Source organism: Nostoc sp. (assembly GCF_036917095.1).
GTDB lineage: Bacteria > Cyanobacteriota > Cyanobacteriia > Cyanobacteriales > Nostocaceae > Nostoc.
Map to the genome: position 1 here is coordinate 78017 of NZ_JBALFH010000030.1, position 26119 is coordinate 104135.

Annotated in this window: 21 protein-coding genes and 1 pseudogene; 9 read left to right on the forward strand and 13 right to left on the reverse strand. The window is 43.2% G+C overall.

Annotated elements, in window-relative coordinates; all coding sequences use genetic code 11:
- Positions 1-3 precede the first annotated feature (3 nt).
- From V7L01_RS14130 to psaK, 4 genes are all read right to left on the reverse strand, one after another.
- On the reverse strand, positions 4-924 hold the full coding sequence (locus V7L01_RS14130) for an energy-coupling factor transporter transmembrane component T family protein (protein ID WP_335035700.1): 921 nt from the start codon (positions 922-924) through the stop codon (positions 4-6).
- Positions 925-1201: 277 nt separating this feature from the next.
- Positions 1202-2572, reverse strand: coding sequence for a ribosome biogenesis GTPase Der (gene der, locus V7L01_RS14135; protein WP_229469472.1), 1371 nt, complete (start codon positions 2570-2572; stop codon positions 1202-1204).
- Positions 2573-2914: 342 nt separating this feature from the next.
- A complete protein-coding gene (locus V7L01_RS14140) occupies positions 2915-4111 on the reverse strand; it encodes a site-2 protease family protein (RefSeq protein WP_335035704.1) in 1197 nt (398 codons plus the stop codon).
- 599 nt (positions 4112-4710) lie between these two features.
- A complete protein-coding gene (psaK, locus tag V7L01_RS14145) occupies positions 4711-4965 on the reverse strand; it encodes a photosystem I reaction center subunit PsaK (RefSeq protein WP_322676531.1) in 255 nt (84 codons plus the stop codon).
- Positions 4966-5076: 111 nt separating this feature from the next.
- On the opposite strand from psaK, the gene V7L01_RS14150 reads away from it, so the two are divergent.
- Positions 5077-5721, forward strand: coding sequence for a phosphoribosylanthranilate isomerase (locus V7L01_RS14150; RefSeq protein WP_335035707.1), 645 nt, complete (start codon positions 5077-5079; stop codon positions 5719-5721).
- A 117-nt stretch (positions 5722-5838) separates the two neighbouring features.
- Here the strand turns inward: V7L01_RS14150 and folE are convergent, their stop codons facing one another.
- From folE to V7L01_RS14175, 5 genes are all read right to left on the reverse strand, one after another.
- Positions 5839-6546, reverse strand: a complete 708-nt coding sequence (gene folE / locus V7L01_RS14155) for a GTP cyclohydrolase I FolE (protein WP_335035709.1) — start codon at positions 6544-6546, stop codon at positions 5839-5841.
- A 91-nt stretch (positions 6547-6637) separates the two neighbouring features.
- Positions 6638-7363 (reverse strand): SDR family oxidoreductase, encoded by a 726-nt coding sequence (locus V7L01_RS14160; RefSeq protein ID WP_335035711.1) that lies wholly within the window; start codon positions 7361-7363, stop codon positions 6638-6640.
- 556 nt (positions 7364-7919) lie between these two features.
- Complete coding sequence (locus V7L01_RS14165) at positions 7920-8900, reverse strand: acetyl-CoA carboxylase carboxyltransferase subunit alpha (RefSeq protein WP_190895596.1); 981 nt, start codon at positions 8898-8900, stop codon at positions 7920-7922.
- Between the two features lie 190 nt (positions 8901-9090).
- Positions 9091-10110 (reverse strand): long-chain acyl-[acyl-carrier-protein] reductase, encoded by a 1020-nt coding sequence (locus V7L01_RS14170; protein ID WP_335035715.1) that lies wholly within the window; start codon positions 10108-10110, stop codon positions 9091-9093.
- A 176-nt stretch (positions 10111-10286) separates the two neighbouring features.
- Positions 10287-10985 (reverse strand): aldehyde oxygenase (deformylating), encoded by a 699-nt coding sequence (locus V7L01_RS14175; RefSeq protein ID WP_335035717.1) that lies wholly within the window; start codon positions 10983-10985, stop codon positions 10287-10289.
- A 180-nt stretch (positions 10986-11165) separates the two neighbouring features.
- Here V7L01_RS14175 and V7L01_RS14180 point away from each other — a divergent pair, with 180 nt between their 5' ends.
- The 6 genes from V7L01_RS14180 (at position 11166) to V7L01_RS14205 (ending at position 18775) form a co-directional block, all read left to right on the forward strand.
- The gene (locus tag V7L01_RS14180) at positions 11166-11993 is read left to right on the forward strand and encodes a carbohydrate ABC transporter permease (protein ID WP_335035719.1); all 828 of its coding nucleotides are present in this window, start codon (positions 11166-11168) and stop codon (positions 11991-11993) included.
- Between the two features lie 402 nt (positions 11994-12395).
- Positions 12396-12704 (forward strand): hypothetical protein, encoded by a 309-nt coding sequence (locus V7L01_RS14185; protein ID WP_335035721.1) that lies wholly within the window; start codon positions 12396-12398, stop codon positions 12702-12704.
- A 163-nt stretch (positions 12705-12867) separates the two neighbouring features.
- A complete protein-coding gene (locus V7L01_RS14190) occupies positions 12868-15315 on the forward strand; it encodes a filamentous hemagglutinin N-terminal domain-containing protein (protein ID WP_442936965.1) in 2448 nt (815 codons plus the stop codon).
- Positions 15316-15361: 46 nt separating this feature from the next.
- Positions 15362-15499: a hypothetical protein gene (locus V7L01_RS14195; RefSeq protein ID WP_335035725.1), complete on the forward strand. Its 138-nt coding sequence runs from the start codon at positions 15362-15364 to the stop codon at positions 15497-15499.
- A gap of 324 nt (positions 15500-15823) precedes the next feature.
- Entirely contained in the window at positions 15824-16132 is a 309-nt protein-coding gene (locus V7L01_RS14200; protein WP_335035727.1) for a hypothetical protein, read from the forward strand.
- Between the two features lie 168 nt (positions 16133-16300).
- Positions 16301-18775, forward strand: coding sequence for a two-partner secretion domain-containing protein (locus V7L01_RS14205; RefSeq protein ID WP_335035729.1), 2475 nt, complete (start codon positions 16301-16303; stop codon positions 18773-18775).
- Positions 18776-19030: 255 nt separating this feature from the next.
- Here the strand turns inward: V7L01_RS14205 and V7L01_RS14210 are convergent, their stop codons facing one another.
- The 3 genes and pseudogenes from V7L01_RS14210 to V7L01_RS14220 form a co-directional block, all read right to left on the reverse strand.
- A complete protein-coding gene (locus V7L01_RS14210) occupies positions 19031-20062 on the reverse strand; it encodes a hypothetical protein (RefSeq protein ID WP_335035731.1) in 1032 nt (343 codons plus the stop codon).
- Positions 20063-20201: 139 nt separating this feature from the next.
- Entirely contained in the window at positions 20202-22151 is a 1950-nt protein-coding gene (locus tag V7L01_RS14215) for a tetratricopeptide repeat protein (RefSeq protein ID WP_335035733.1), read from the reverse strand.
- 284 nt (positions 22152-22435) lie between these two features.
- Positions 22436-22951, reverse strand: a pseudogene (locus tag V7L01_RS14220) (hypothetical protein); the annotation flags it as partial.
- Positions 22952-23154: 203 nt separating this feature from the next.
- Between V7L01_RS14220 and moaA the strand changes: the two are divergent.
- A complete protein-coding gene (moaA, locus tag V7L01_RS14225) occupies positions 23155-24141 on the forward strand; it encodes a GTP 3',8-cyclase MoaA (RefSeq protein ID WP_335035735.1) in 987 nt (328 codons plus the stop codon).
- 59 nt (positions 24142-24200) lie between these two features.
- Here the strand turns inward: moaA and rpsD are convergent, their stop codons facing one another.
- A complete protein-coding gene (gene rpsD, locus V7L01_RS14230) occupies positions 24201-24809 on the reverse strand; it encodes a 30S ribosomal protein S4 (RefSeq protein ID WP_190942045.1) in 609 nt (202 codons plus the stop codon).
- Positions 24810-25274: 465 nt separating this feature from the next.
- Here rpsD and V7L01_RS14235 point away from each other — a divergent pair, with 465 nt between their 5' ends.
- On the forward strand, positions 25275-25961 hold the full coding sequence (locus V7L01_RS14235) for a hypothetical protein (RefSeq protein WP_335035738.1): 687 nt from the start codon (positions 25275-25277) through the stop codon (positions 25959-25961).
- Positions 25962-26119 lie beyond the last annotated feature (158 nt).

A 26119-nucleotide genomic window follows, 5' to 3' on the forward strand; every position in this document is an offset into this window, starting at 1 on the left:
AAATTAGACCTGAGTTCCTATCGCTAGCCGTATTCCCCAGAATAAGATTAAAGTTGCAATAGCAAGCCAGTCACGCCCTTTTAATCGTAAGTCGTGCCACTGCACTCGATGCTCGTTGGGACTAGTAAAACCCCGCACCATCATTGCATTCGCCATTTGATCGGCTCGTAAGAGCAGATTTTCTAACAGTCTCTCTGCGACTGTCATCCAAAGTTTGAATGCTCCTTTCAATCCCAGCTTTTTCCAATTAATTGCCCTTGTCATTACGGAGCGAAATAAGTTTTGCACTTCTTCTAAAACCAGGGGAATAAAGCGCAAGGACAAGGTTAAAGTTAAAGCAATTTCTGTGACAGGCAACTTGAAGCGTCGCAGGGGTTGCATTAGGCTTTCTATGCCAGATGTGATTTCTTCTGGTGCGGTTGTCAGCAGATACAGGTTCGTGCTGTAAATCACTGTAAATATAAGTGTACTCAGGCGTACTGCTAAATCCAATGAATAGCGAGTTACTTTTACAGGGCCTTTTTGAAATAGCACGTAGCTGTATTTTTTTTTCTCAACTACCTGCTCTTGAACAGTATTATTAGAGTTTAATGGCTGGGTTAATATTTGTTCATTAGCTGGCAAGCGGGGCTGATAATCTACACCCATTCCATCAGGGCTGATGGCTGCGATCGCTAAGACAAAAAACGATAGCATTAACAGCCAGCCCATTTGCTGCTGCCATACTCGGCGGGGAATCCTAGCAATCAAGGTGGCAAGAATCAATACTACCACCAGCAGCACCCGCCAAAAGTTGTTAGCCAAAACATAGCTTGTTAAAAAGCTCATCAACCAGGCGAACTTGACTCGCGGATCGATTTTATGCAGCCAAGTTTGGGGTTGTTCTAAATAAAGTCCAAGTGGCAGCGATCGCAATAAATCCATTTTAGAGTTAAGAGTTAAGAGTAAAGACGCGATTAATCGCGTGCTGTACAAGAGTGAGAAGTAGAAACGCGATTAATCGAGTCTCTATAGTTAGGAGTTTTGACTTTAACTCATAACTTTCACCTTGTGCCGCTATCAAACTCAAGTCGATAGGGTTTTATAGTTAGCAATTTTGACTTTAACTCATAACTCCTGTACAGACACGATTCATCGCATCTCTCTTGTATAGACACGATTTATCGCATCTCTCTTGTACAGACACGATTCATCGCGTCTCCTAACTTATTTTGACGCGAGTTGCTCTATTAACATTACCGCTTTCGGCATCACGGACTTTTTTGCTCCGCCACAGTAAAATAATTGGCGTGCCTTTAAATCCTAGCTGTTGCCGGAATTGGCGTTCAATATAGCGGCGGTAGTTGTCGTTGAAGCGTTTGGAATCATTGACAAATAGTGCGATCGTTGGTGGTTGGCTACTTACTTGTGTACCATAATAAATTTTGCCCTGACGCCCACCACGGGATGCTGGCGGCGAATGCCAGCTAACAGCATCTGTTAATACTTCATTAATAACTGATGTGCTGACACGGCGTTTGTGTGATTCAGCCGCAGTTTTCACCAATTCAAGAATCTTTTCTACCCGTTGTCCTGACAAGGCACTCACAAAAATTGTTTCTGCCCATTCGGTAAAATGTAACCGTGATTGCAGAGTTTTTTCGTAGTCGTAGATTGTGTAAGAGTCTTTTTCGACAGCATCCCATTTATTAACGACGATGATGCAAGCTCGACCTTCTTCGATAATCCGCCCAGCTAATTTTTGGTCTTGCTCGGTGACTCCATCTACGGCATCTATTACTAATAAAACCACATCAGCGCGGCGAATCGCTTTGAAAGCACGGTTAATACTAAAGAATTCTGTGCCGTATTCTATGTGTTTCTTTTTGCGAATGCCGGCGGTGTCAATCAAACGGTAGGTTTGTCCCTCTCGTTCAATGACGGTATCAATAGCATCGCGGGTGGTGCCAGAAATTGGGCTGACAATTGCCCTCTCTTCCCCAACAAAAGAATTGAGTAAGCTCGATTTGCCCACATTCGGGCGTCCCACAATTGCTACTTTGATTTCATTCGTGTCTGGGATGTCTTCAATAGCAGGTATGTGGTTAACTAACTCGTCGAGTAACTCTCCTGTGCCACTTCCATGAATCGCGGAGATGGGGTAAGGTTCGCCCAATCCCAATTCCCAAAATTCGGCAGCTTGCATTAAGCCTTGTTCTGGGGATTCACATTTATTTACAGCTAGTAGTACAGGTACAGTTTGTTGGCGCATCCATTCGGCAATTTCTAAATCTGCCGAGGTGGGGCCTGTTTGACCATCTACGACAAAAATAGCGCCACACGCTTCTGCAAGGGCTGTCATTGCCTGTTGGCGAATCAGTGGTAAAAATTCGGTATCATCATTAAAAACTAAACCACCAGTGTCTACCACTAAAAATTCGCGACCATTCCAGAAAGCTGGTAGATAAGTGCGATCGCGTGTCACTCCCGGTTCATCATGGACAATCGCCGTTTGTTCCCCGGCGAGTCGATTAACCAGGGTGGATTTGCCCACATTTGGGCGTCCGATAATTGCAACAATTGGCAGTGCCATAAAACCAGGGTAAGTGAGAGCCGTAGTATATCACGTACTTACATTTTACTCACTTTAAACAGGAAGTTTTAATATAATTTTCCAATCATCTGAGGCGATGTCAAAGTAACCTCTCCCTGGTTTTACTACGTAAAACCGTCCCTCTCACAGTCAAAGGGGGAAATACTTGAACTTTAGTTCAAGGCAGGGAGAGGTTTATTGAACTCACATTAGTCTAAAAAATAAAAAAGGTAGGAAATCCTACCTTTTACCCAAAAAAAGCATTTTGTAACCAAATACCAAATTAAATATCACACAAGCTTTTGACAAATCTATTGCAAAACTATGACGAGTGTATGACGTTTAATTTGTAATTGACTTGGCTAGTGCTGCTAGTTGCAACCCAGGCGAATAACTTCCTTCTTCCTTGATCCGTTTAATTTCAGCATCGGTTATTCGCAAATTTAACTTTTGTGCCAACGCCCGTACAATATCTCCGCGATCGATTACACCAGCGACAGCACCAGCCGGAGACAGCACAGTAATTCGAGGTAACTGCTCATTTTCCAGCTTGTTAATTACCTCAGCTATCGTTGTTGCTTCCGTAACAGTGGGTATTTCGGTCAAGGGATGCACAATGCTGTGTAAGGTTTGGGTTTCCCATTCACTCCTTTGGGTTAAACGAAAATCGTCAATGGAAACTAGACCCCGGTAACGTCCATCAGAAGCGGCAAAATAAACCTGTGAGGGAGTGGTTTCTAAGAGGTATAAATCGGCAAAGGAGCGCAATGTCTGGTCAGCATCAATTACGCGAAAGTCACGGGTCATCGCATCGGCCGCCGCCACCTTGAGTAGGCTTTCTTGCAATGTGGTCATATTGTCATAACTGTTAGCGTTGCGGACAGCAAACCAACCCAACAGCGCAATCCACAAACCAAGTACTAACTCTCTGGTGACGAAATCTACAACAAATCCTAAAGCGATCGCACTGTAACCCAAAATTTGCCCAGCCCTTGCAGCCCAGTGTACGGCTTGAAAACGATTACCTGTTATTTGCCATAGTGCTGCTTTTAACACTTGCCCTCCATCTAGAGGTAAGCCAGGAATCAGGTTAAATAGAGCAACCACCAGGTTAATTCTCGCTAAATCTCCAACCATGACACTCAGCGGACTAGTATCCGGTATCGCAATAGCTCCCAACCGGAGCAGGAAAAATAGTCCGATACTCACCATTGGGCCAGCGATCGCTACTTGAAAGGCTTTGAAAGGAGTTTTGGATTCTTCTTCAATCGCAGCAATCCCGCCAAACATAAATAGGGTAATTGAATTAACTCTAATGCCTTGCGATCGGGCTACTAAGCTGTGACCCAATTCATGTAGCAACACCGAACCAAATAGAAGCAGTGCCATAACTATTCCAGCACTCCAAGCTATAACAGACCCCCATTCTTGATAAGCTACCCCAAAGTTAAGAGTTGCCAGCCCTAAAATAACAAACCATAACGGGTCTAAAAACAGGGGAATTCCAAATAAAGACCCAATTTTCCAATTTGTTTGCATTACATTGTCCTAAAACTAGATATCGCCAGTAGTTTCTATACTGCAATATTTGCGTATATACTTATACATATATTTCTGAGCATCAATTTGATATTGCCGAGTTATGAAATGCTCTTATTTCTAGAATAGACAATTAATGGCTGTAGGCAAAATTCTGAAGTGGGGAATTGGGCATTGGGCAATAGTCCTCTCCCCTTGCCTCCCCTGCTCCCCCTGCCTCCTCTGCCCCCCCTGCTCTCTACTCTCTACTCCCTACTCCCCTGCCCATCCTCCTGAGTGTGTTAGATGGAAAAATAAAATGTGGCTTGGGCTGCTAATAACATTGATGACATCATGGTTCTTTCTCCTGCATGAATTAACTGAATAAGTCTTAGAGAGGGGATTAATCCCATCTCTAAAGCCACGTAAATCCTCCGCTGATGAAGTAGTTGAATCCTTTCTCAAGGGGAAGGTAATACCTCACTCCTCAGTTAGAGGAACTACACGAAGGCGAACTGGCTAATGCTTATGAGTTCTCTTGCCGGAGAAAGAACCAAAATCGTTTTTAGGAGTTTTGTATCGATCGCGGCGTTACAAGCAACGCCTCTGCGATCGCAAAACTACAGACGACCGATGTTAGTCAACCCTAAAACGATGCCAACGCCGATAATATGACCAAAAGCCATCGCTGCAACGAATGTTGGAATACTAATCGGCAGGATGGGGAACTTGGGGCCAACTAGGGGTTTTTCGATCCTAGTACTTAGTAGAACTATTACTAAGCTACTGATGCTAATAATGATGCCGACTGTAGGATTCCACGCAGGTGTTGCGGGAACAGTTGCCTGGGCTGCTAGTAAAATAGATGAAATCAAGCTTTTGTCTCCTAAAATGTAGACCTACAAAATTATAAAATTACCAAGGCACAAAAGTTTTTCGGATAATTTAGACTTTCTTGATGATGATTATAAATTTCTTAAATTTTCATGCGCGTTAAAATTTGCGGCATCACTCAACCACAGCAGTCTATAGCGATCGCCTCTCTGGGCGCAACGGCACTAGGATTTATTTGTGTGCCAACTTCATCTCGCTATGTGACAACATCCCAAATTCGGGCAGCAGTGGCAGAACTCTCAGACAATATTGACACAATTGGGGTTTTTGCCAACGCTAGTATCTCTGAAATCAGTCAGATAGTTGTTGATGCTGGGTTAACAGGTGTGCAGTTACACGGAGATGAGTCACCAGATTTTTGCTCCCAAGTACGTCAAGCCTTACCCAATGTCGAAATTATTAAAGCACTGAGAGTTCGTAGTCTTGAGCATCTTGATACAGCGGTTGATTACACCAAGTATGTGGATACTTTGCTCCTTGACGCCTACCATCCGCAACAATTGGGTGGTACAGGCAAAACTTTAGATTGGGCAATGCTAGAGCAATTTAACCCCCATTGCCCTTGGTTTTTAGCAGGAGGACTAACAGCAGATAATATTGGGGAAGCTTTAAGTCAGGTTAATCCCAGCGGCGTTGATTTATCTAGTGGTGTGGAACGCGCACCTGGAGATAAGGATTTAGATAAAGTAACACTTCTATTTCAGAGCCTAAAAAACATTGAGTTATCTAGAAGTTAGAATTGTTGAAGTTGTGAATTAACTCCTAACTCAGCACTTAGGGGCTTGCAAAAAATAAATTATCCCAATTTATTTATACATTTGTGTAGGGGCGCAAGGCCTTGCGCCCCTACTCACTTAAAAAAATGCTGGTTGATGGCGAATCAAGTTAAAAAATTCTTCGCGGGTTTTGTGCTCATCTTGGAACGCACCAATCATTGCACTAGTGACAGTCCAAGAGCCTGGTTTCTGAACGCCCCGCATCACCATACACATATGGCTAGCTTCCATGACAACGGCGACACCTTGAGGTTCCAGAATAGTCTGAATTGCTTCGGCAATTTGGCGGGTTAATCTCTCCTGCACTTGCAAGCGCCGAGAATACATCTCAACAATGCGGGCCAGCTTACTCAGTCCCACAACTTTTTGGTTGGGGATATAAGCAACGTGTGCTCTACCCATAAATGGCAGCATATGATGTTCGCACAGACTAAAGAAATTAATATCTCTAACTAGTACCATCTCGCTATGCCCTTCATCAAAGATGGCATCGTTAACGAGTTCTTCAAGGGATTGGTTGTAGCCACTGGTAAGAAATCGCATTGCCTCGGCCACTCGCTTGGGTGTTTTGAGAAGTCCTTCGCGTTCGGGGTCTTCGCCAACTCCCAATATTATTGTCCGCACGGCATCCTTCATTTCCTCCAGCTGTTCCTCTTTTGGCGGGAACACATCCGCTTGTCGCCCGTTGTGGGTGTTGCGATCGGGTCTAGGAGTTATGGCTTCTGCCAAATCGGGAATCAGAGGTGATTGAGAGCAATTGGAACCGTTGGAACTAGCAATAGTCATGATTCAGTCTTGGTTATGGTTTAGTCATTAGTCATTAGTCATTGGTCATTGGTCATTTGCAAAAGACAAAGGACAAACGATCGAGGACTAATTAGAGTGCGCCAGCGCTGGGCATCAAGGTCAATTCATCAATAACTGCCTGTTGTGGTAAAAGAACAGTGTAAAGAATTGACTGAGCCACAATTTCCGGGGTTAACATTTTAGAACGGTCTAAGTTGACATGGACTGTTTCTGTATCCCAAAGTTCGGTATTGACTGCGCCGGGACAGATAGCTGTGACACGAATGCCGTGGGTGCGTTCTTCTTGTGCCAGGGTTTGAGAGAGGGCAATCAAACCAGCTTTGCTAACGCTGTATGCTCCCCAACCAGGAAAGGGTTGCTTGGCGGCAATTGAGGCGACGTTGATAATTGTGCCTGTGCCCCGATCGCGCATTGAGGGTAAAATCCCCAAGATGCACTGAAACACGCTGGTAAGATTCAAGTCAATTACCTGCTGCCAGTCGTCTAGGGGGGTTTCACTCAAAGTAGCTGTATAGGCAAGGCCTGCATTGTTTACCAAAATGTCGATGTCACCAAAGTCAAGGGCGATCGCTTGGATCTTTTCTTTTACTTCGGAGATCCTCGCTAAATCTACAGCGTAAGCTTTTGCTTCCACCCCAGTGTGCTCGACTGCTTCTCTTACCGCCTCCAACTTATCCCAAGAACGGCTGACTAAGGCGACATCTATTCCCGCTTTCGCAAAGGCTAAAGCTGTTGCTTTCCCAATTCCACTACTTGCCCCAGTAATCAGGGCGCGTCGTTTTTGCTCAACACTCATGCTGTCTCCCAATTTTTTGGCAGTTCCCAAAGCCTATTACCACCCAATTATTCACACTTCTCGGTTTGGATAGAGTGAAGTACCCCAACCTGCTTCGTTGAGGTTGTTGCTCTCCAAACTCATTGAACTCAGGGACGGTTTTATTCGCCTTCGGAGTTTCCCGTTTCATCCGCTATCGCCACGTTAGGAACATCCTCAAAGGATGGTTCGGAACTAAATCCGATGATGGTCTTACATAGCGTCCACAGACAGCCACCCGCCTCCCGCAGGCAGTTTGATTTTTGTTCGTACAACACCATATAGATTTACTGCAACTGCTATGATGCACTGCAATAACTGGCATATTGTAGGTTTTACCAGTGAATAGAACAAATTATCGCCTGGAAAACCACGCCCTACACTCAAATTAAATTACTTAATAATACAAAACCCACTCAATCAAGTTGAGTAGATTTGCTTAACATGCAAATGCCTATGGCTAGATTGTTAAAAATCTTTAAGCACATAGGCAATTATAGCATTTCTGCTCTACTAATCAATCATTAATGCAGCGCTGTCAGTGGGCAACTTCTGTAAAAACGCCAATTTTGCGGAATTTTTCATAGCGCAGTTGGCGGCGTTCTGGGGCGGTTAAACGATTGAGTTCGTCCAAATTTTCTAGCAGCACTTGCTTGAGAGTGGTAGCGGCTTTTAATGGGTCGGAATGAGCGCCACCAGTGGGTTCAGGCAGTATTTGGTCGATAATTCCCAACTTTTTCAGGTCATGGGAAATAATTTTCAGAGCAACGGCGGCTTGGGGAGCTTTACCAGCATCTTTCCACAAAATAGCGGCACAGGCTTCGGGAGTGGCTACGGTATAAACGGAGTGTTCAAACATCAGTAGGCGATCGCCTACGCCAATACCGAGTGCGCCACCGGAACCACCCTCACCGATGACTGTGCAGATAATTGGCACATCTAAGCAAAACATTTCCCGCAAGTTGTAGGCGATCGCTTCTCCTTGACCTTGGTGTTCTGCTTCTACCCCAGACCAAGCTCCCGGCGTGTCGATAAAAGTTAGTATCGGCATACTAAACTTGTTGGCGTGTTCCATCAACCGCATCGCCTTGCGGTAGCCGCCAGGGTAAGGCATTCCAAAGTTACGGGCAATATTGTCTTTGGTATCCCGACCTTTTTGATGACCCAACATCACCACAGGTTGCCCACTCAGACGACCGACACCACCAACTAAAGCCGGATCGTCACCACCACAGCGATCGCCATGCAACTCCATCCATTCATCACTAATAGCCTGAATGTAATCGAGAGTACTGGGGCGACGCGGATGACGAGCGACTTGCAATCGCTGAGATGGGGATAGACTACTGAAAATTTCCTCACGCAGTTGCATAGCGCGTGCTTCTAGTTGACGAATTTGACCAGAAACATCGACGCCATTTTCTTCTGCAAGTTGCCGAATTTGATCGATTCGGGTTGCCAGTTCTGCTAAGGGTTTTTCAAAATCTAACAGTAGCGGTTTACGCTCGGTAGTTGCCATCGTAGGGGTTATCAATTACGAGTTATAAGTTATCTATCTTTTGTCCTTTGTCTTTTGTCCTTTGTCCTTTGTCTTTTGTCCTTTGTCCTTTGTCTTTTGTCCTTTGTCCTTTGTCCTTTGCAAATAACGAATGACCAATGACTAATGACTAATGACCAATGACCAATGACTAATGACCAATGACCAATGACTAAACCAGCAACGGTCTAAATCCATGTTTCACTGATACCTTACCAATCTGCTCCATTTTGTCTACGGTAATCTGATTCCGTCCCCAGGAAAAGTTCGTATATAACTTCTCAAATTCCAACAGCATTGATTCGGCAAAACAAGCAAACAACTGGCGGGCTGGCACGTCCATATTGACGATTTTCATAATTTTCCAGTCAATATCCAGGGAATGCTCTACAATTCCACCATTTAACACGTGTACGCCTGGATGCTGAATTTTCGTCGCTAAGTTTTTAGGATAGCCACCATCAATCAGCAAGCAGGGTTGTTTCAAGGTGGTGGGGTCAATTTCCACGCCTTTGGGCATACTGGCAACCCAAACTACAATGTCAGCTTCAGGCAGTGCTTCTGTCAAATCCATGATTTTCCCTCGCCCCAGTTCGCCTTGCAGTTCTTTAAGGCGTTCTCGATCGCGGGCGATCAACAAAAGTTCTTTGACATCTGTTTTCGCATCTAGCCAGCGAGTAACTGCACTACCAATATCCCCAGTTGCCCCACATATAGCAACAGTCGCTTTTGACAGATCGATTCCCAGTTGTTTTGAGGCTTCTTCCACCTGCTTACAAATAATGTAGGCAGTATGTGTGTTTCCTGTGGTGAAGCGTTCAAACTCTAGTTTAATGTTGCGGACTTGGCTAAACTGGTCTAACTTAAAGTTTTCAAAAATAATTGAGGAAAATCCGCCTAAAGCTGTAATGTTAATGCCATGCTTTTGTGCATGAGCCATAGCGTTGAGGACTTTGCGCGTTGCAGCTTTGATGCGCCTACTAGCCAGCATCTCTGGCAAAAAGCAAGATTCTACATACCGTCCTTCAATTTTTTGCCCAGTGATACTGGTGACAATAATGGTATCGACAATTTGCGGTGGGGCGCTGCACCAAAAATCTAGCCCTTGATCGGCATATTCTGGGTATCCCAATTCTTGAGCTACCGCTTGAGCGTGTTCTAAACTTGTCAGATGTCCAATTAGACCAAACATGTAGTGATTATTAGGCTTATGCTGTCTTGAGGGCGTGAAATATCGTGAAATATGTTAAGTGGTTCAGCAGTTTTGAGTCCTAAGTCCTGAGTTCTGAAGTTCTGATAAATTTGAACTACTCAGCACTCAGCACTCTTGTACAGACGCGATTAATCGCGTCTCTACTCAGCACTCTTTTAAACGCCGATGAGTCCATAGGCTGACAAGCGCATAATATCGCGAGTCGTGAAACCTATGTTACTTAATGCTTCACCGTATTGAATCATAAAGTCTTCTACTAAAGCATCTTTTTCCATTGCCATTGTGTGGGCATCACCCTCTACTTTGTTAAGCATTTTCCAGACGATGGGTAGGTTCTGGCGATTTGCAAGTTCAAGTTCAGCTTTGGATTCTGTGAAGTGTTCTTTCAACCAAACTTCTCCAAAGTTGAGGTGGCTATATTCATCTTTTACTACTCCCTCGGTGATTTTGCGAGCAAAAGCGTCGGCGACGGGAATATAAATGTTATATGCTGCGATCGCAAAACATTCGATAATCAAAGACTGAATCAACAGACAAGTAACAACCTTGCCTTCTGCGGCCGCTGTTTGGAAATTTTGGTGTAGTCCGGAGAAAAACTCCTTGGCAAATTGCAAATCTGGAGTAACATCCAAATTGCGTCCACAAGCTTCAAATCCTTTCTTATGACGACTTTCCATCTTCGAGAGGCGAATCAATTCATCATGAGATTCTGGCAGGAGTTTGGCTAGTGTGATGTAATTCTCATGGGCTTCTTGTTCGCCTTCAATGACGATCGCATTAATCCGGCTATAAGCATCTTTGTATGTTTCGCTCTTGAAATCTAATTCTTTAAATTGGTCTGCAAGCTGCTGCATAGTATCTTTACTCCGTAAACCTGAATTATTTGACACCAGGATTGAATTTACCCTATGAACTGAGGGTAACAATCACTGTGGTTTAATTTAACTTAACAAGTAGACTATCTTTATAGATTAACTGTTGCTGAAGACTATGCTCTAGTACTAACAAAAATAAATGCTTTGCAGTTTAAAGTTATGTCCAAACCACACTGGAATCTGAAATCTGGCAATTTTTTCAGCCTAGTAATATTACTGCTAGGGGCATTTATCGTTTTACTACCGCTGTTTGTGGTCTTTCTCACCTCCTTTGCACCGCCGGCCGCCAGCCCAGAAAATTTGTCCAAAAATAACTGGTCTTTAGCAAATTACCGCGTTGCGTGGCAACAGGGAAAATTTTTGCTGGCGTTTGCTAATTCTACCTTGGTAGCGATCGCTGTGACGGCGTTTCAGATTGTCACTTCCGCTTTGGCTGGTTACGCCCTAGCACGGCTGAAGTTTCGGGGACGCCAAGCACTGCTATTGGTTGTTTTAGCAACTTTGGTGATTCCTTTTCAGTTATTAGTGATTCCGATCTTTTTGGTTTTGAAGTCGGGACACCTGATAAATACCTATGGGGCGCTAATTTTACCAACTGCTGTCAACGGCTTTGGCATTTTCTTATTACGTCAATATTTCCAGACAATTCCCGTGGAGTTAGAGGAAGCCGCAGCTATAGATGGGGCAAACCGACTGCAAATTTTGTGGCGGGTGATGTTACCTTTAGCCCGTCCGGCGTTAGTGACGCTATTCTTGTTCGCCTTCATCGGCGAATGGAATGATTTGTTTAAGCCTCTGGTATTTACGACACGACCAGAATTAAGAACGGTGCAGCTGGCATTGGCAGAGTTTCAAGAGCAATTTACGAATAATTGGCCCTTGATGATGGCAGCGGTAACAATAGCGACAGTTCCAGTGATGGTACTATTTCTCATCGGTCAGCGTCAGTTTATTCAGGGTATTGCCACCACGGGGATTAAGAATTAGCGAGTTGGGTTAAAGCTCGATCCTCCAAAAGGAGGGAGTTAGAGCAAGCCTTAAAAACCAAGCCTATTGTCTTATAAATCATCAATGCTAGGACTTACGCATTGAGATAAATAACTAAATATGGGTATAAATTTTCAGGCATTCAAGTTTGATTTTTTCAGTATTAGCCAGCGATGTCTACGGTTTTTGGTAGCCTACGCTAGTAATTTAAAGGTAGTGGACAATAGCCTGAAGCGACCAAATTTTGTTATACACATGAAAGTCATTTTGTACAGTGTGTAAATCCTAAATGCTTAAAGTAAATTTAGCGGCAAAACATAAAGTTTTGTGACAGGATGCGAAATTCTTTTTAGCCAATCTGAATCAACAATTGTAAACATCCTGTAGGAAATTGAAAGAGTCATGAACCCTGAAACATTACAACAGTTACAAGACGAGATTCAACAGAAACTGCTTGAAAGCGTTAATAACGCTGGCTTATACACAGTGCTTGAGAAGTACGGTGTATTAGAAGATAGAGCTTTGAGAGTTCAGTGGCAGTGCAATCTTGACCTAAATAAAATCAAATCTGCTGATGCTGTCGAGCAACAGCAACCTAATGAATTATTGGTAGCAAACCAAGGCGACCCAACAGAGAGAATTGTGCTAATGCAAAAATCATGGTGTATCCCTTGCCCTTCAACTGGCAGCCCTCTTGGCTGTAACTGCTAAATAATTTAGTTTTCGTACTGTAAAAAGTTTATTCTAGTAAGTATAAAAATGCTGGAATTTGCATTTACTACTTAGGCTACAGAGATAATCTCAAGTATCACCATACCTAATTAGCAAAGAGTAATATTTCAATATACTCTTATTTTTTGGGTGCAAGTTAGTGATGTCTCGATACCAAAGCAGCTGGTGCTGGGAATTAGGGATAGTGAGTACTTTAACAATTGCTGGAGTGCTCACTTTCTTTGAGAGTTTTGCCTTAGCCCAAATCCAAAAGGATGGTACGCTTGGCTCTGAAAGTTCAATCATTAGACCAAATCTAATCGATGGTCAGCCTACAGACCAAATTGATGGTGGGGCAGTTCGTGGTACAAACTTGTTCCACAGCTTTGAACAGTTTTCTGTCCCTGCCGGAAGGACAGCCTACTTTAACAATGCAATAGATATTCAAAATATCATCAGTCGGGTGACAGGTAATTCTATTTCTAATATAGATGGCATTCTGAAGGCTAACGGCACAGCTAACCTGTTTCTAATTAATCCTAACGGCATTGTTTTTGGGCGCAATGCATCTTTAAATATCGGCGGTTCATTTGTGGCTAGTACGGCGAGTAGCTTGAACTTTGCTGATGGTACAAAATTTAGTGCTACATCTCCTCAAACTACACCTCTGCTGACAGTAAGTGTTCCCGTTGGTTTACAATTTGGAGCAACTGCGGCTCCCATCCGCAATCAATCTCAAGCAGAAGCAGATGGCGAAATTAATATCTTTGGGCAAGGCGTTGGTTTACAGGTGCAGCAAGACAAAACCTTGGCACTTATAGGCGGTGATATAACGCTAGACGGGGGAAATATAACAGCCAAGGACGGAAGAGTTGAGTTAGGAAGCGTCGCTGCTAATAGTCTAGTCAGTTTAAATCCAACCAACCAAGGTTGGGCATTTGGATATGAAGGTGTTCAAAATTTCCAGAACATCGAAGTAATCAAGTCAAATCGAATTTCATCTACTGTAGATACTCATGGAGTCGGTCGTAGCAATATCCAGATGCAAGGCAGGCTTGTGCGGATAGCTGGTAGTTATGTAATTCTAGTTCATCCCCTGGAAGAGCAATCAGGGGGGAATTTGACAGTGAACGCCTCAGAGGCTGTAGTAGTTGAACAAGATGGGCAACTTTTTACTCAGAGTTTCTCCAGCGGAAGCTCTGGAAACATAAATGTGACTACTAAAAAGTTGGTGGTCAGAGATGGAGCACAATTGCAGGGGCAATTGGCCATAAACGCCTCAGATTCCGTAGAACTAATGGGTGGCACCCGGATTCCTCTGTTGCAAGATGGTAGTGATTTAATATCCAGTGGATTATTTAGTGCAACTTATGGCGATAAAGACGCTGGCAACATAACAATTAATACTGGAAAGTTGCGTATCCAAGGAGGGGCAAGAATATCAACAAGCTCTGAGGGCACATATAGGTCTATTTTTAATCAACTTACACCATCTACAGGAAAAGCAGGAAATTTGACAGTGAATGCCTCTGACTCCGTAGAACTAATTGGAACCTCACCAAATGGTTCTAGAATCAGCGGCTTGTTTTCTGGAACTGAAGGGCCTGGAGATGGTGGAAACTTGACCTTAACTACAGGGCGATTGATTATCAAAGATGGGGGTGCAATAGCTGTGAGCAGCCAAGCTCGAAAAAATGCAATCTATGACGACGCAGATCCAAATAAATTAGGGAAAGCAGGCGATTTAAATATAACCGCTCGCTCCATACTTCTGGACAATAAAGGAAAACTCACATCTGAAAGCGAGTCAGGTCGAGGCGGGAATATTACGCTACAGGTGCAAGACTTATTACTGATGCGCCGCGAAAGTAAAATAACCACTAACGCAGGTACGACAGGGCTTGATGGAAATGGTGGTAATATCACCATCAAAGCACCTAATGGCTTCCTCGGCGCTGCTCCCTTAGAAAATAGCGATATCACTGCCAATGCCTTCTCTGGCTCTGGTGGTAAGGTCACAATCACCACTAAGAACATCTTTGGGTTTGTGCCGCGCACTCGTGCAGACGTAGACAGACTTGACCCAAAAGAAATAAACCCGAATAACCTGCGAACAAGTGACATTACCGCATTTTCTCAGCAAAACTCTTCATTAAATGGCACTGTACAAGTCAACTCACCAGATGCTGACCCCAGTAAAGGATTGGTACAACTGCCTGTAAAGCTGGTTGAGGCTTCACAGCAAGTTGTTGCTGCTTGTAATCCTGGTGACAAAATTGCCAGGAGTTCATTTATTGCGACTGGGCGTGGAGGATTAGCACCCGATCCCACTGAGCCATTGATAGCTGATGCGGTGCTAGCAGATTGGATTACAGTGGAGCCAGAGAGTCAGAATCGTGCTGGGGGTATCCAGAAAAAAGTGCTTGTTCGCAAGCAGCAAAACACAGAAGACAAATCACAAAAGTTTAATTCTGTCAACGTGCCTACTCAAATTGTGGAAGCCCAAGGATGGGTAATGGATGCTAATGGTAACGTGGTTCTGGTTGCTCAAGTACCCACTGCGTCGCCCCATAAATCCTCGCTCGTCGCTACAGCTTGCGCTGCTAATTAAAAATTGAGATTCTCGCCACTTTTGTCGGGGCGATCGCTTCTTTGCAATGAACTTCACGCAAGCGATCGCTCCTTTTAATAAACTAAGTGTCAGTGCGATCGCTAATTCGCTATCAGCTTCATACAAGCGATCGCTTTTTGTATCAAGCTTTAAGGAAATTCCACAAAAGATATATACAGTTTAGTTATACAATGCGTAATTGTTACTAGCGAAGCTGAAGTAATAATTATGGGTGTTTACAAAAGTTTTAGACTATTAAAACTTTTGCAGCCCTCTATACTCTGTATCCTTGATTTCTTCGTTGCCAAACTCTACTGAGTAAGTAGGCACAATAAAATCAAACTATGTGAAGAAAACGAACTAGGCTAAAACCATTCTGCCTATTTCCTATTGCCTATTGCCTTATCCCAACGACAATTATTTCCTCCGACTTACTTAATCGAAGTCACGTTAATTTAGTCACAGGATAAGTTTACACATTTACCACTCTGTAAGGAAAGTAAAATTCATGGAATCTCAAACAGTACAGCAGTTAAAAGACGATATTCAGCAAGAAATAAATGAGATACTGCAAAATTCTAACTTCCACCAGTTACTCGAAAAGTATTCTATATCCGGAAACAAAGTTCTTAAAATTAAGTTTCAGTGCACTATAGATTTAAATAAAATTCAAGATAGTGATGCTGTTGATAATAACCAAGCCAATAAACTGTTGCCAGAAATTACAGGAGAGCTAGGACAGGAATTAATGCTAGTGAATAAATTATTGTGTATCCCTTGCCCTACAAACCAAAATCCTAGAGGCTGCTACTGCTAAAGGATATAGTCATTCCACAGCCGTTAATAGCTTCATTTAAGTGAATATGAAAACGCCGATTTTTATACTCACAAATTTAGGCTGCATAGATCCTGTCACGGTATCATTATGCTAATTAGTAATGAGCAGTAATTTACTAAACTATTGTTTTTTGGTGCGAATTATATAATGGCTCAAAGCCGAAGTATTTGGTACTGGAAGTTAGGATTAGTGAGTGCTTTAGGAATTACTGAAGTGCTCACTTTTTCTGGGAGTTATGCTTTGGCCCAGATTATCAATGATAACACTTTGGGAGCGGAAAATTCAGTTGTTACACCCAAGCGAATCGATGGTCAGCTTACTGACCAAATTGATGGTGGGGCAATTCATGGTACAAACTTGTTCCACAGCTTTGAACAGTTTTCTGTTCTCACTGGCACTACAGCTTACTTTAACAATGCGGCAAATATTGATAACGTCATTGCTCGAGTAACAGGCAAGTCTATTTCTAATATTGATGGCACACTTCGAGCTAACTCTACAGCCAACCTCTTTCTAATTAATCCCAACGGGATTATTTTTGGCCCCAATGCTTCTTTAAACATCGGCGGTTCATTTGTTGCGAGTACGGCGAGTAGTCTAAACTTTGCCGATGGTACTAACTTTAGCGCCACAGATCCCCAAACCACACCCCTTCTGACAGTCAGTGTTCCCGTTGGCTTACAATTTGGAGCTACACCAGGAACCATCCACAATCAATCCCAAGCGAGTCCAGGTGGCGCAACCAGTTCCTTATTAAAGCCTGTTGGTCTACAGGTGCAGCAAGGCAAAACCTTGGCGCTTATAGGTGGCGATCTCACCCTGGAGGGAGGAAATTTAACAGCAGAGTTGGGACGAATCGAGCTAGGAAGTGTCGCTGGCAATAGTCTAGTCAGTCTGAATCCAACAAACCAAGGCTGGAATTTAGGGTATGAAGGTGTTCAGAATTTCCAGAATATTCAACTCATCCAACGAACTGATGGTTCTAACACATATACGTCTAATGTAGATACTAGTGGCGATGGTGGCGGTAATATCCAAATACAGGGCAGGCGCGTACTGCTCAATGGCGACTCATACATTACTAATGACACATTAGGAGCGCAACAAGGAGGGAATTTGATAGTAACTGCCGCCGAGTCTGTAGAACTTGGCGGTAATGCAATATTATCGACTGGGACTTACTCTACTGGAAACGCTGGAAACATACAGATCGCTACCGGAGAGTTGATTGTCAGGGATGGAGCACAAGTATTAATGTATAATCTTGGTTCGGGTTTGCCCGGCCAATTAATCGTAAATGCCTCAGATTCGGTGGAACTGATCGGCGGTACGCTTATACCATTACAAGCCGGTATTGATTTACGACCCAGTGGATTGTTTAGCGTTGGTGATGGAAATGCTGCTGATATAACGATAAACACCAGAATGTTGCGTATCCAGGGGGGAGCAGGGATATCAACAGAGTCTTCAATAATACTATTTACTAAGTCAAATCAATTTATACCAGCCAAAGGATATGGAGGAAATTTGACAGTGAACGCCTCTGAGTCCGTAGAACTAAGTGGAACTTCACCAAATGGTTCTAAGCTCAGTGGCTTGTTTGCTGGCACTGAAGGGTCTGGAGATGGCGGCAACTTGATAGTAACTACAAAGCAATTGATTGTCCGGGATGGAGCTGCAATAACTGTGAGCAGTGAAATTCAAAATGATTTCAACTATCAAGAGGGTGTACCCAATTTAGGGAAAACAGGTGAACTCAATATAAACACTGGCTCTATACTTCTGGACAAAGGAACACTCACATCTAATAGTCAGTCAGGTGAAGGCGGGAATATTACGCTACAGGTGCGGGACTTATTACTCATGCGCCACAATAGTCAAATATCCACTAATGCTGGGGGCGATAAAACTGCCGCTGGCGGTAATATTGCCATCAATGCGCCTAATGGCTTCGTTATCGCTACCCCCTTAGAAAATAACGATATCACCGCCAACGCCTTCTCTGGCTCAGGTGGTAAAATCACAATCACCACTAAGAATATCTTTGGATTTCTGCTCCGTACCCGTGCAGACGTAGAGAAGCTTGACTCAACAGGCGAAATCAAACCGAATAACCTGCCAACAAGTGACATCACCGCGTTTTCTCAGCAAAACCCTTCGTTAAATGGCACAGTACAAATCAACTCACCAGATGCTGACCCTAGTAAAGGATTAGTAGAACTGCCCGTAAATCTGGTTGATGCTTCGCAGCAAATTGTTGCTGGTTGTAATTCTGGTGGAAAAATAGGAAGGAGTTCATTTATTGCTACTGGACGTGGAGGATTAATATCCGATCCTACGCAGCCATTGATAGCTGATGATGCGGTGTTGGTAAATTGGATCGCGATGGAGCCAGAGAGTAAGAATCCTGCTAGCGGTATTCAGAAAAGAGTAGTTGTTCAGGCGCAGCAAAACACAGAAGAAAAATCACAGAATGTTAATTCTGTCAATGAACCTGCTCAAATTGTGGAAGCTCAAGGATGGGTTATAGATGCCAATGGTAACGTGGTTCTAATGGCTCAAGTACCCACGGCAACGCCCCATAACTCCTCGCTCGTCGCTACGTCTTGCGCTGCTAATTAGACGTGAGTTCGACAAACCTCTCCCTATCTTGAACTAAAGTTCAAGCCTGTCCCTCTCCAAATCAAAGAGGGACAGGTTTAGTGTAGTAAAACCTCTTAGAGGTCTTTGTTTTAAGTTGTTTTAGGATGAACGCAATCAGCAAATGCATAGGCGTAGCCAACTGTAGGCATTGATGAAATAGCATTATAAATGCTGTGCCCCTATGAGAAATTTATATGTATCAGGGTTTGTGTGAAATGATATAACTCCTAACTCCTAACTAGTTTCCTGAATTTGCACACGTACAGTGTGTTCAGTCGCACCACTAAGTTGCAATTCCATGATTTCACCACCCAGAGGTTCCAAACAAGTCAGAAGCGATCGCAAGTTGGGTGTACTTGCACCTGTATCTACATATAATCGATCTGCTAAATTACCGATTCGTTTCCAAGTCATGTAGAGTTTAGCGATCGTTTGTTCAATTTGCGATGCTTGATTCACCAAATCAGCAGCAATGCTTAAACAGCCGACTCTTTGCGCTTCTTCTAAAGCTGTTTCAATATCAACATTTTCCTGCGTTAACGCTTGGACTTGAGCCGCCCCTTTAAGATATTTGGCCAAGTTACGCGCTTCAGTAGTTACCTGTTTCAGGGTATCTACATCAGGATTAGCAGCAATTTCCTTTTGGATAAATTTTTGGTGCGATTCTGGCAGTTTTTCCATTTCCTTCACCAGTGGGGCGATGTAGCGTGGGGGAAGGGTGTTATCTGCTGCTTTTTCTTTGACTGATTCGGGTAACAAATCTGAGGACATGGCTGTCCATTCATCGCTAAGTTGACGCACTTCCCGCCTAGTGATGCGATCGCCTTTTTGGGCGGCTTCACTCACCATCTGTTGCACTTCTGGAACTGCTTTGGAGGTTTCAACAAATGCCCGTTTGCTGAAGTTGTTCACAGTTGCGGGGTCGAGTTTACCATCTTCGATGAGAGTATCAGCACTATTCGCTAGTTGAATCCAAGCATAAGCTTGACTTTTGCTGATTTCCCGCTCTTTTAGCCATCGCAGAAAGCCAGTACCGCGTCCGTCACCACCCACTTTCTCTCTATCGCGGATAGCGCGTAAAATTCGCCCCCGCCAGATTTCAGTTTGCAAATCAAAGCGATCGCATACCTGCCAAGCTATTTCTAGCTGCTGTTGAAAATCTGACTCTAGAATCTGTTCATCTTCTGGATCGGGCAGTTCAAAGCTGATATCGGCTGGCTGTAGTAAAGCAGCAGCAAGGTCGTTGATGGAGTCGGTGTCTTGCACGATTGATGACTAACTAGTGGATGCGATCGGCTTATTATGCCACAATCTGTGGACTCTCACTTAAGGGGGAGTACGGTATCTTGAGTTACAACAAATATAGTATGGTGCGATCGCACTCTTTGCTCATACTATCTTTAGTTTACTGCCAAGGCATCTGCCACACTTTAACTGTTTTGTCATAACCACCACTAACAATATTTTTACCATCTGGACTAAAAGCTACTGACTCTACATAAGATTCATGCCCAAAAAGAGTGATAATTGTTAGTCCAGTTTGCACATCCCATAGTTTAATGGTTTTGTCATCACTGCCACTCACAATGGTTAGACCATCAGGGCTAAAAGCCAGGGATGTTACTGCATTATAATGACCTTTGAAAGTACGTATCTGCCTATTATTTTGCAAATCCCAAAGTATGATGTTATTGTCTTGACTACCACTAGCCAAAGTCTGACCATTTGGGCTAAAAGCAATAGCACGGACACACTGTTGATGTCCTTTTAGGGTATTAATTTCTTTGCCAGTTTGCACATCCCATAGTTTGATAGTTTTGTCGCAGCTTCCACTAGCGATAATATTATTATTTGGACTAAAACTCAAAGACTTAATGTAATCTGAATGACCAGAGAAGCTGTGAATTTTCTCTCCAGTTTCTATATTCCAAAATTTAATGGTTTTGTCATCACTTCCACTAGCTATGATCTGTCCGTCTGGACTAAAGGCAAGGGAATGAATCCAATCATAATGCCCTGATATAGTAAGGATTTCTTCTCCTGTACTAACATTCCAAAATTTAATAATTTTTTGAGTAGTGGAGCTAGCAAGAGTTTGACCATCAGGGCTAAAACTCACAGCAAGAACTGAGCCGGAATTTACAAAAAGTGTCTTAATTTCTTGTCCAGTCTTTAAGTTCCACAGTTTAATGGTTGAGTCTTCACTTCCACTTGCTAAAGTTATTCCATCAGGACTGATAGCTACTGAGCGAACCGCACCAAACATTCCTGAATGCCCAGTGAGGTTATATGTTAATAATCCTTTACTGTAATTGGCATTGATGTAATCTTGATTTGCTGCTTCATATTCTCCAATTTTTTCGTGAGCGATCGCACGTTTATAATATGCTTCATAATACTTAGAATCTAGATTAATAGCATTATTGAAATCCTTGATTGCTTTTTCTGGTTTTCCTAAATTTAAATTAATAAGCCCGCGCTTATAGTAGGCATCTGGAAAATATGTACTAGCATCGTCTGCCTGATTATCAATAGCCTGAGTAAAGTCTTCAATGGCTTTTTCATATTCGCCCAATTCAGCCCAAACAGAACCACGTTTTAAAAAAGCAGCAGGATAATTGTCAGCAGTTAAGTTTAATGCTTCTGTTAAATCCTTAATCGCTTGTTGATAATCTTTTTGTTCAATATAGATAATAGCTCTGGCTAAATAAGCATCATAAAAGTCAGGATTTAGTTTAATTGCTAGATTAAAATCATCAAGTGCTGCCTGATAATTACCAAGTTTGATGTAAACAGTACCTCGTCCTAGTAATGGTTCAACATATCTGTCTTTGTCTTCAGCAAATTTCGGACTAACATTCATTGCTATAGTATAATCGGCAATAGCTCTTTCCTGATCTCCTAACTCTGAATATGCACGACCTCGGCTTACATGGGCTTCTGCGAATTTGCCATCTTTGCTCAAAGCATCGCTGTAATGCTTAACAGCACCCTTATAATCTGCTTTTTCTTGAGCCTTTTCGACTCCTAATTTATAAGATTCTAGAGCAGCAGATACGAAGGAATCTTTTTTATCATTTATATTAATCTTAATTAAGTTAAGCTCTTGAGCTTCAAAAAAGAAATCTACTCTGTAAATTAAAGAGAAAGGAGCAAAAGTTGGGGCAAGAGTTGGTGCGAAAGTTGGGGCAAGAGTTGGTGCGAAAGTTGGTGCCAATGTTGCCCTTAAAATAGAAATATCTGGGATAAAAGAACTCCCTGTGGCAATAAAATTTGTAGCTTTTTCCAAAACTGCGAATGTCTTTTCTACCTGCAAGGACGATAGATATTTATTTATGGGAACTGCCTCAGCCACTCCGTGCCTTGTTATAGGTATAGTAGGTAAAATAATCTCTGTCATACTCAGAATTAATGCGAGTAAAATACAAAGTATAAGTTTAGAAAGGTGCTGCAATACATTAGAAAATTTTATAAATACAGCCTGTTTTGCTTTTTGTAGTGTAATCGAGTTCATGTTTTTAGGAATCCACTCTTACCTTACAAGGAATCTCAGCATAGTATTCCCAGTTAAGTGGCAGAAATCTCAAATCTGGGCATCCAAACCTCAAACTCCTAACTCCCCACTCCCTAATTCGTCTCCTAAATTTGCAAACGAATAGTGTGTTCAGTCGCGCCACTAAGTTGCAATTCCATAATTTCATCACTCAGAGGTTCCAAGCAAGTGAGGAGCGATCGCAAGTTGGGTGTACTTGCGCCAGTATCTACATATAATCGATATGCTAAATTGCCGATGCGTTTCCAAGTCATGTAGAGTTTAGCGATAGTTTGTTCAATCTGCGATGCTTGATTTACCAAATCAGCAGCAATGCTCAAACAGCGAACTCTTTTCGCTTCTTCTAGGGCTGTTTCGATATCAACATCTTCCTGCGTCAACGTTTGAACTTGAACTGCTCCTTTGAGATATTTCGCCAAGTTACGCGCTTCAGTAGTTACCTGTTTTAGAGTATCCAAATCAGGGTTAGCAGCTATTTCCTTTTAGATAAACTTTTGCTGCGATTCTGGCAGTTTTTCCATTTCTTTCACCAGTGGGGCGATGTAGCGGGGAGGAAGGGTGTTATCTGCCGCTTTTTTCTTAACTGCTTGGGGTAGCAAGTTGCAAAGCCGCAGCGAGGTCGTTGATGGAGTCGGTGTCTTGCACGATTGATGACTAACTAGTGGATGCGATCGGCTTATTATGCCACAATCTGTGGACTCTCACTTAAGGGGGAGTACGGTATCTTGAGTTACAACAAATATAGTAGGAAGGGGTACCACCTTTGTAAAGTCTTTAATTAATCAGAGACAATAAAAATAAAACGATGAACCAGGTAGATTACCTCCGGATTAGCTTAATCGATCGCTGCAATTTTCGTTGTCAATACTGTATGCCAGAGGGAGTAGAACTGGACTATATTCTCAAGCAACAGCTGTTGACTGATGAGGAACTGCTCACCTTAATTGAAGAGGTATTTATTCCAGTCGGCTTTACCCGGTTTCGGTTGACTGGGGGTGAACCCTTGTTGCGTCCGCGCGTGGTAGATTTAGTAAGCGCGATCGCATCTCTGCCCCAAACTCAAGACCTCTCAATGACCACCAACGGTTTTTTGCTGGCTCCGATGGCACAAAACCTTTACAATGCTGGTTTGCGACGAATTAATATTAGTCTTGACTCTCTCGATCCTGATATTTTTGACCAAATTATCGGTAATCAGGGGCGTTCTCGTTGGCAACAAGTTTGGCAGGGGATTCAAGCTGCCCATCAGGTCGGATTCGACCCACTGAAGCTGAATGTGGTGGTGATTCCTGGCGTTAATGACCACGAAGTTTTAGATTTAGCCGCCCTGACAATTGATAAACAGTGGCATGTTCGATTTATTGAATTTATGCCTATTGGTAATGTAGATTTGTTTGGCGATCGCGGTTGGGTATCTTCAGCCGAGTTACGAGAATCTATCCGCGATCGCTGGGGCTTGACAGAATCACAAGTTCGTGGTGCTGGCCCTGCTGATGTTTTTCAAATTCCCGGTGCGAAGGGGACACTGGGATTTATTAGTCAGATGTCAGAATGTTTTTGCGATCGTTGTAACCGGATGCGCCTGAGTGCAGATGGCTGGCTGCGTCCTTGTTTATTAAATGAAACTGGTCAAATAGATTTAAAAACTGCTTTGCGTTCTGGTGTAAACACCGCTCAATTACAAGAGCAGGTCAGGCATTTATTAGGTATAAAGCCAGAAATTAACTTTAAAGAGCGCGACTCTGGCATTTTAGGTACATATACGCGCACTATGTCACAAATTGGCGGATAGTAATTTGTCATTTGTCCTTTGCAAATAACTAAGGACAAATGACTAAAGACAAATGACTATTACGCTTGTCGTGAGTAGTATTCCACCACAAGTAGTTCGTTAACTTGTAGTGCCACCCATTCCCGTTCAATAACGCTGTTGACTCTTCCAACCAACTTATTTTTGTCAAACTCCAAATGACTGGGGAGGTTTGCCAAACCGGGATATTGCAAGTTAGCTTCCACCAACTTCCGTGATTGTGCGCGATCCCTGACTGCGATTACTTCGCCAGGACGGCATTGGTAGCTGGCAATATTAACCACACGACCGTTAACAGTTACGTGACCGTGATTTACCAGTTGACGAGCCGCTGGGATAGTCGGGGCTATACCCAAGCGGAAAACGGTATTATCCAAGCGCATTTCTAGCAATTGCAGGAGCACTTGTCCGGTAGAACCAGTAACACGTCTGGCTTTCCGCACATAGCGCAGCAATTGTTTTTCAGTCAAACCGTAGTTGAAGCGGAGCTTTTGCTTTTCTTCTAGACGGATAGCATACTCAGAGCGCTTTTTGCGGTTCTGACCATGCTGACCAGGCGGATAAGCGCGTCTGGCGCTTTTACGAGTTAATCCTGGTAAATCGCCCAAGCGGCGTACAATTCTGAGGCGTGGCCCTCTATATCGGGACATGAGTTTCCTTAATCTAATCCTGTTTAAACTTTACCCAAACATTCCATTTTGACATTCCCCCGATTAAAAATCAGAGGATTCTTGGTTTTGTGAGCCTGCTTGCCTTGGTATGACGTATCCTACCAAAGTAGAGGCATCAACTTTTGCGCCAGTTGCTTTAAGTCGGTACCGACATACTAGCTTCCAAGCTTGAATTCCGGCCTGTCACGCCGTACTTCTGCCAATAACTTTTTTGTGTTTATTTAGTTTCGTAAGCTACTCAATCATCAGATTGGTTTACGCAGTATTCTTACTCTGAAATACTTTTTACGTTGCCTACTTATCTTTCAAACAGTTATATTAACACAATTTCTGGCATAATTAATTATGTCTATACCTTGCTACCGCTGAAATTCTTTAATTGCAGAGGATTTTTAAAATATTTGAGTTAGCATAACCTTGGGTGTTTGGAGAATGGCAATATCAATGAGCAATAAAGCGGTTAATAGAGGTAAGAACAAACAAGCCAGTTCCACCTCCAGGATTTTAACAATACCAGTTTTGGCTATAGCTGGATGCTTGGCAACGATCTTACCAAATACAGCGATCGCTGCCTCTTACAACAATGATTATAGTGTCTGTGCAGGTCGCCTTGTAAGAGCGGGTGTAACGGCAGAAGCTGCATCACAAGGTTGTGCAACGGCACTACGTCCAAGGGATTTGGCTGCTTGCGTGGTAAAAATTGATAAGGAAACCCAAATTGCCGCGACAGATGCGCTTTCTTCTTGTGAGAGAGCTAGGCGTCCTGAAGAGTTAGCTACCTGTGTAGTAGGCGTCAGTTCAAGTACTCAGGAAGCAATTAATCCGGCAGCTTTAGATTACTGTGGTCGTAGTTTGTTGCCCGTGCGCTTTGGTCAGTGTGTGGTTGGTTTGCGTAGTCAAGTAGACATTCCCCCTACCCAAGTGTTGGATACTTGTATTAGTGCTAGTGACAGTGTTATAGGTGCTTCATCTTTGTCTACACCGCCGACTTTGATACCTACGGGATCAAGTCCAAGTATCGAGACTACGCCATTTCCAACGCAACCGATTGTTCCAACGCAACCCGTTGTTCCAACGCAACCTGTTATTCCAACGCAACCCGTTGTTCCAACTCAACCCGGCACTAATTAAATTACAGTGCTTTGTAATTGACTGAAAATACAGGGTAATTTGGCGTTGCTGAATCAAGGGATGATTCTTGGTGGGCGTCTCGCCCGCCCTGAAATACAAGGGACGGGCAAGATGCCCATACCACAAAACTAGCAAAATCATCCCGCAAATATGCAACG

What these genes read in the sequence shown, in the direction of transcription:
- V7L01_RS14130 (WP_335035700.1), bottom strand. Translation starts at nt 924, where the DNA reads ATGGATTTATTGCGATCGCTGCCACTTGGACTTTATTTAGAACAACCC.
- der (WP_229469472.1), bottom strand. Translation starts at nt 2,572, where the DNA reads ATGGCACTGCCAATTGTTGCAATTATCGGACGCCCAAATGTGGGCAAA.
- V7L01_RS14140 (WP_335035704.1), bottom strand. Translation starts at nt 4,111, where the DNA reads ATGCAAACAAATTGGAAAATTGGGTCTTTATTTGGAATTCCCCTGTTT.
- V7L01_RS14150 (WP_335035707.1), top strand. Translation starts at nt 5,077, where the DNA reads ATGCGCGTTAAAATTTGCGGCATCACTCAACCACAGCAGTCTATAGCG.
- folE (WP_335035709.1), bottom strand. Translation starts at nt 6,546, where the DNA reads ATGACTATTGCTAGTTCCAACGGTTCCAATTGCTCTCAATCACCTCTG.
- V7L01_RS14160 (WP_335035711.1), bottom strand. Translation starts at nt 7,363, where the DNA reads ATGAGTGTTGAGCAAAAACGACGCGCCCTGATTACTGGGGCAAGTAGT.
- V7L01_RS14165 (WP_190895596.1), bottom strand. Translation starts at nt 8,900, where the DNA reads ATGGCAACTACCGAGCGTAAACCGCTACTGTTAGATTTTGAAAAACCC.
- V7L01_RS14170 (WP_335035715.1), bottom strand. Translation starts at nt 10,110, where the DNA reads ATGTTTGGTCTAATTGGACATCTGACAAGTTTAGAACACGCTCAAGCG.
- V7L01_RS14175 (WP_335035717.1), bottom strand. Translation starts at nt 10,985, where the DNA reads ATGCAGCAGCTTGCAGACCAATTTAAAGAATTAGATTTCAAGAGCGAA.
- V7L01_RS14180 (WP_335035719.1), top strand. Translation starts at nt 11,166, where the DNA reads ATGTCCAAACCACACTGGAATCTGAAATCTGGCAATTTTTTCAGCCTA.
- V7L01_RS14185 (WP_335035721.1), top strand. Translation starts at nt 12,396, where the DNA reads ATGAACCCTGAAACATTACAACAGTTACAAGACGAGATTCAACAGAAA.
- V7L01_RS14190 (WP_442936965.1), top strand. Translation starts at nt 12,868, where the DNA reads ATGTCTCGATACCAAAGCAGCTGGTGCTGGGAATTAGGGATAGTGAGT.
- V7L01_RS14195 (WP_335035725.1), top strand. Translation starts at nt 15,362, where the DNA reads ATGAACTTCACGCAAGCGATCGCTCCTTTTAATAAACTAAGTGTCAGT.
- V7L01_RS14200 (WP_335035727.1), top strand. Translation starts at nt 15,824, where the DNA reads ATGGAATCTCAAACAGTACAGCAGTTAAAAGACGATATTCAGCAAGAA.
- V7L01_RS14205 (WP_335035729.1), top strand. Translation starts at nt 16,301, where the DNA reads ATGGCTCAAAGCCGAAGTATTTGGTACTGGAAGTTAGGATTAGTGAGT.
- moaA (WP_335035735.1), top strand. Translation starts at nt 23,155, where the DNA reads ATGAACCAGGTAGATTACCTCCGGATTAGCTTAATCGATCGCTGCAAT.
- rpsD (WP_190942045.1), bottom strand. Translation starts at nt 24,809, where the DNA reads ATGTCCCGATATAGAGGGCCACGCCTCAGAATTGTACGCCGCTTGGGC.
- V7L01_RS14235 (WP_335035738.1), top strand. Translation starts at nt 25,275, where the DNA reads ATGAGCAATAAAGCGGTTAATAGAGGTAAGAACAAACAAGCCAGTTCC.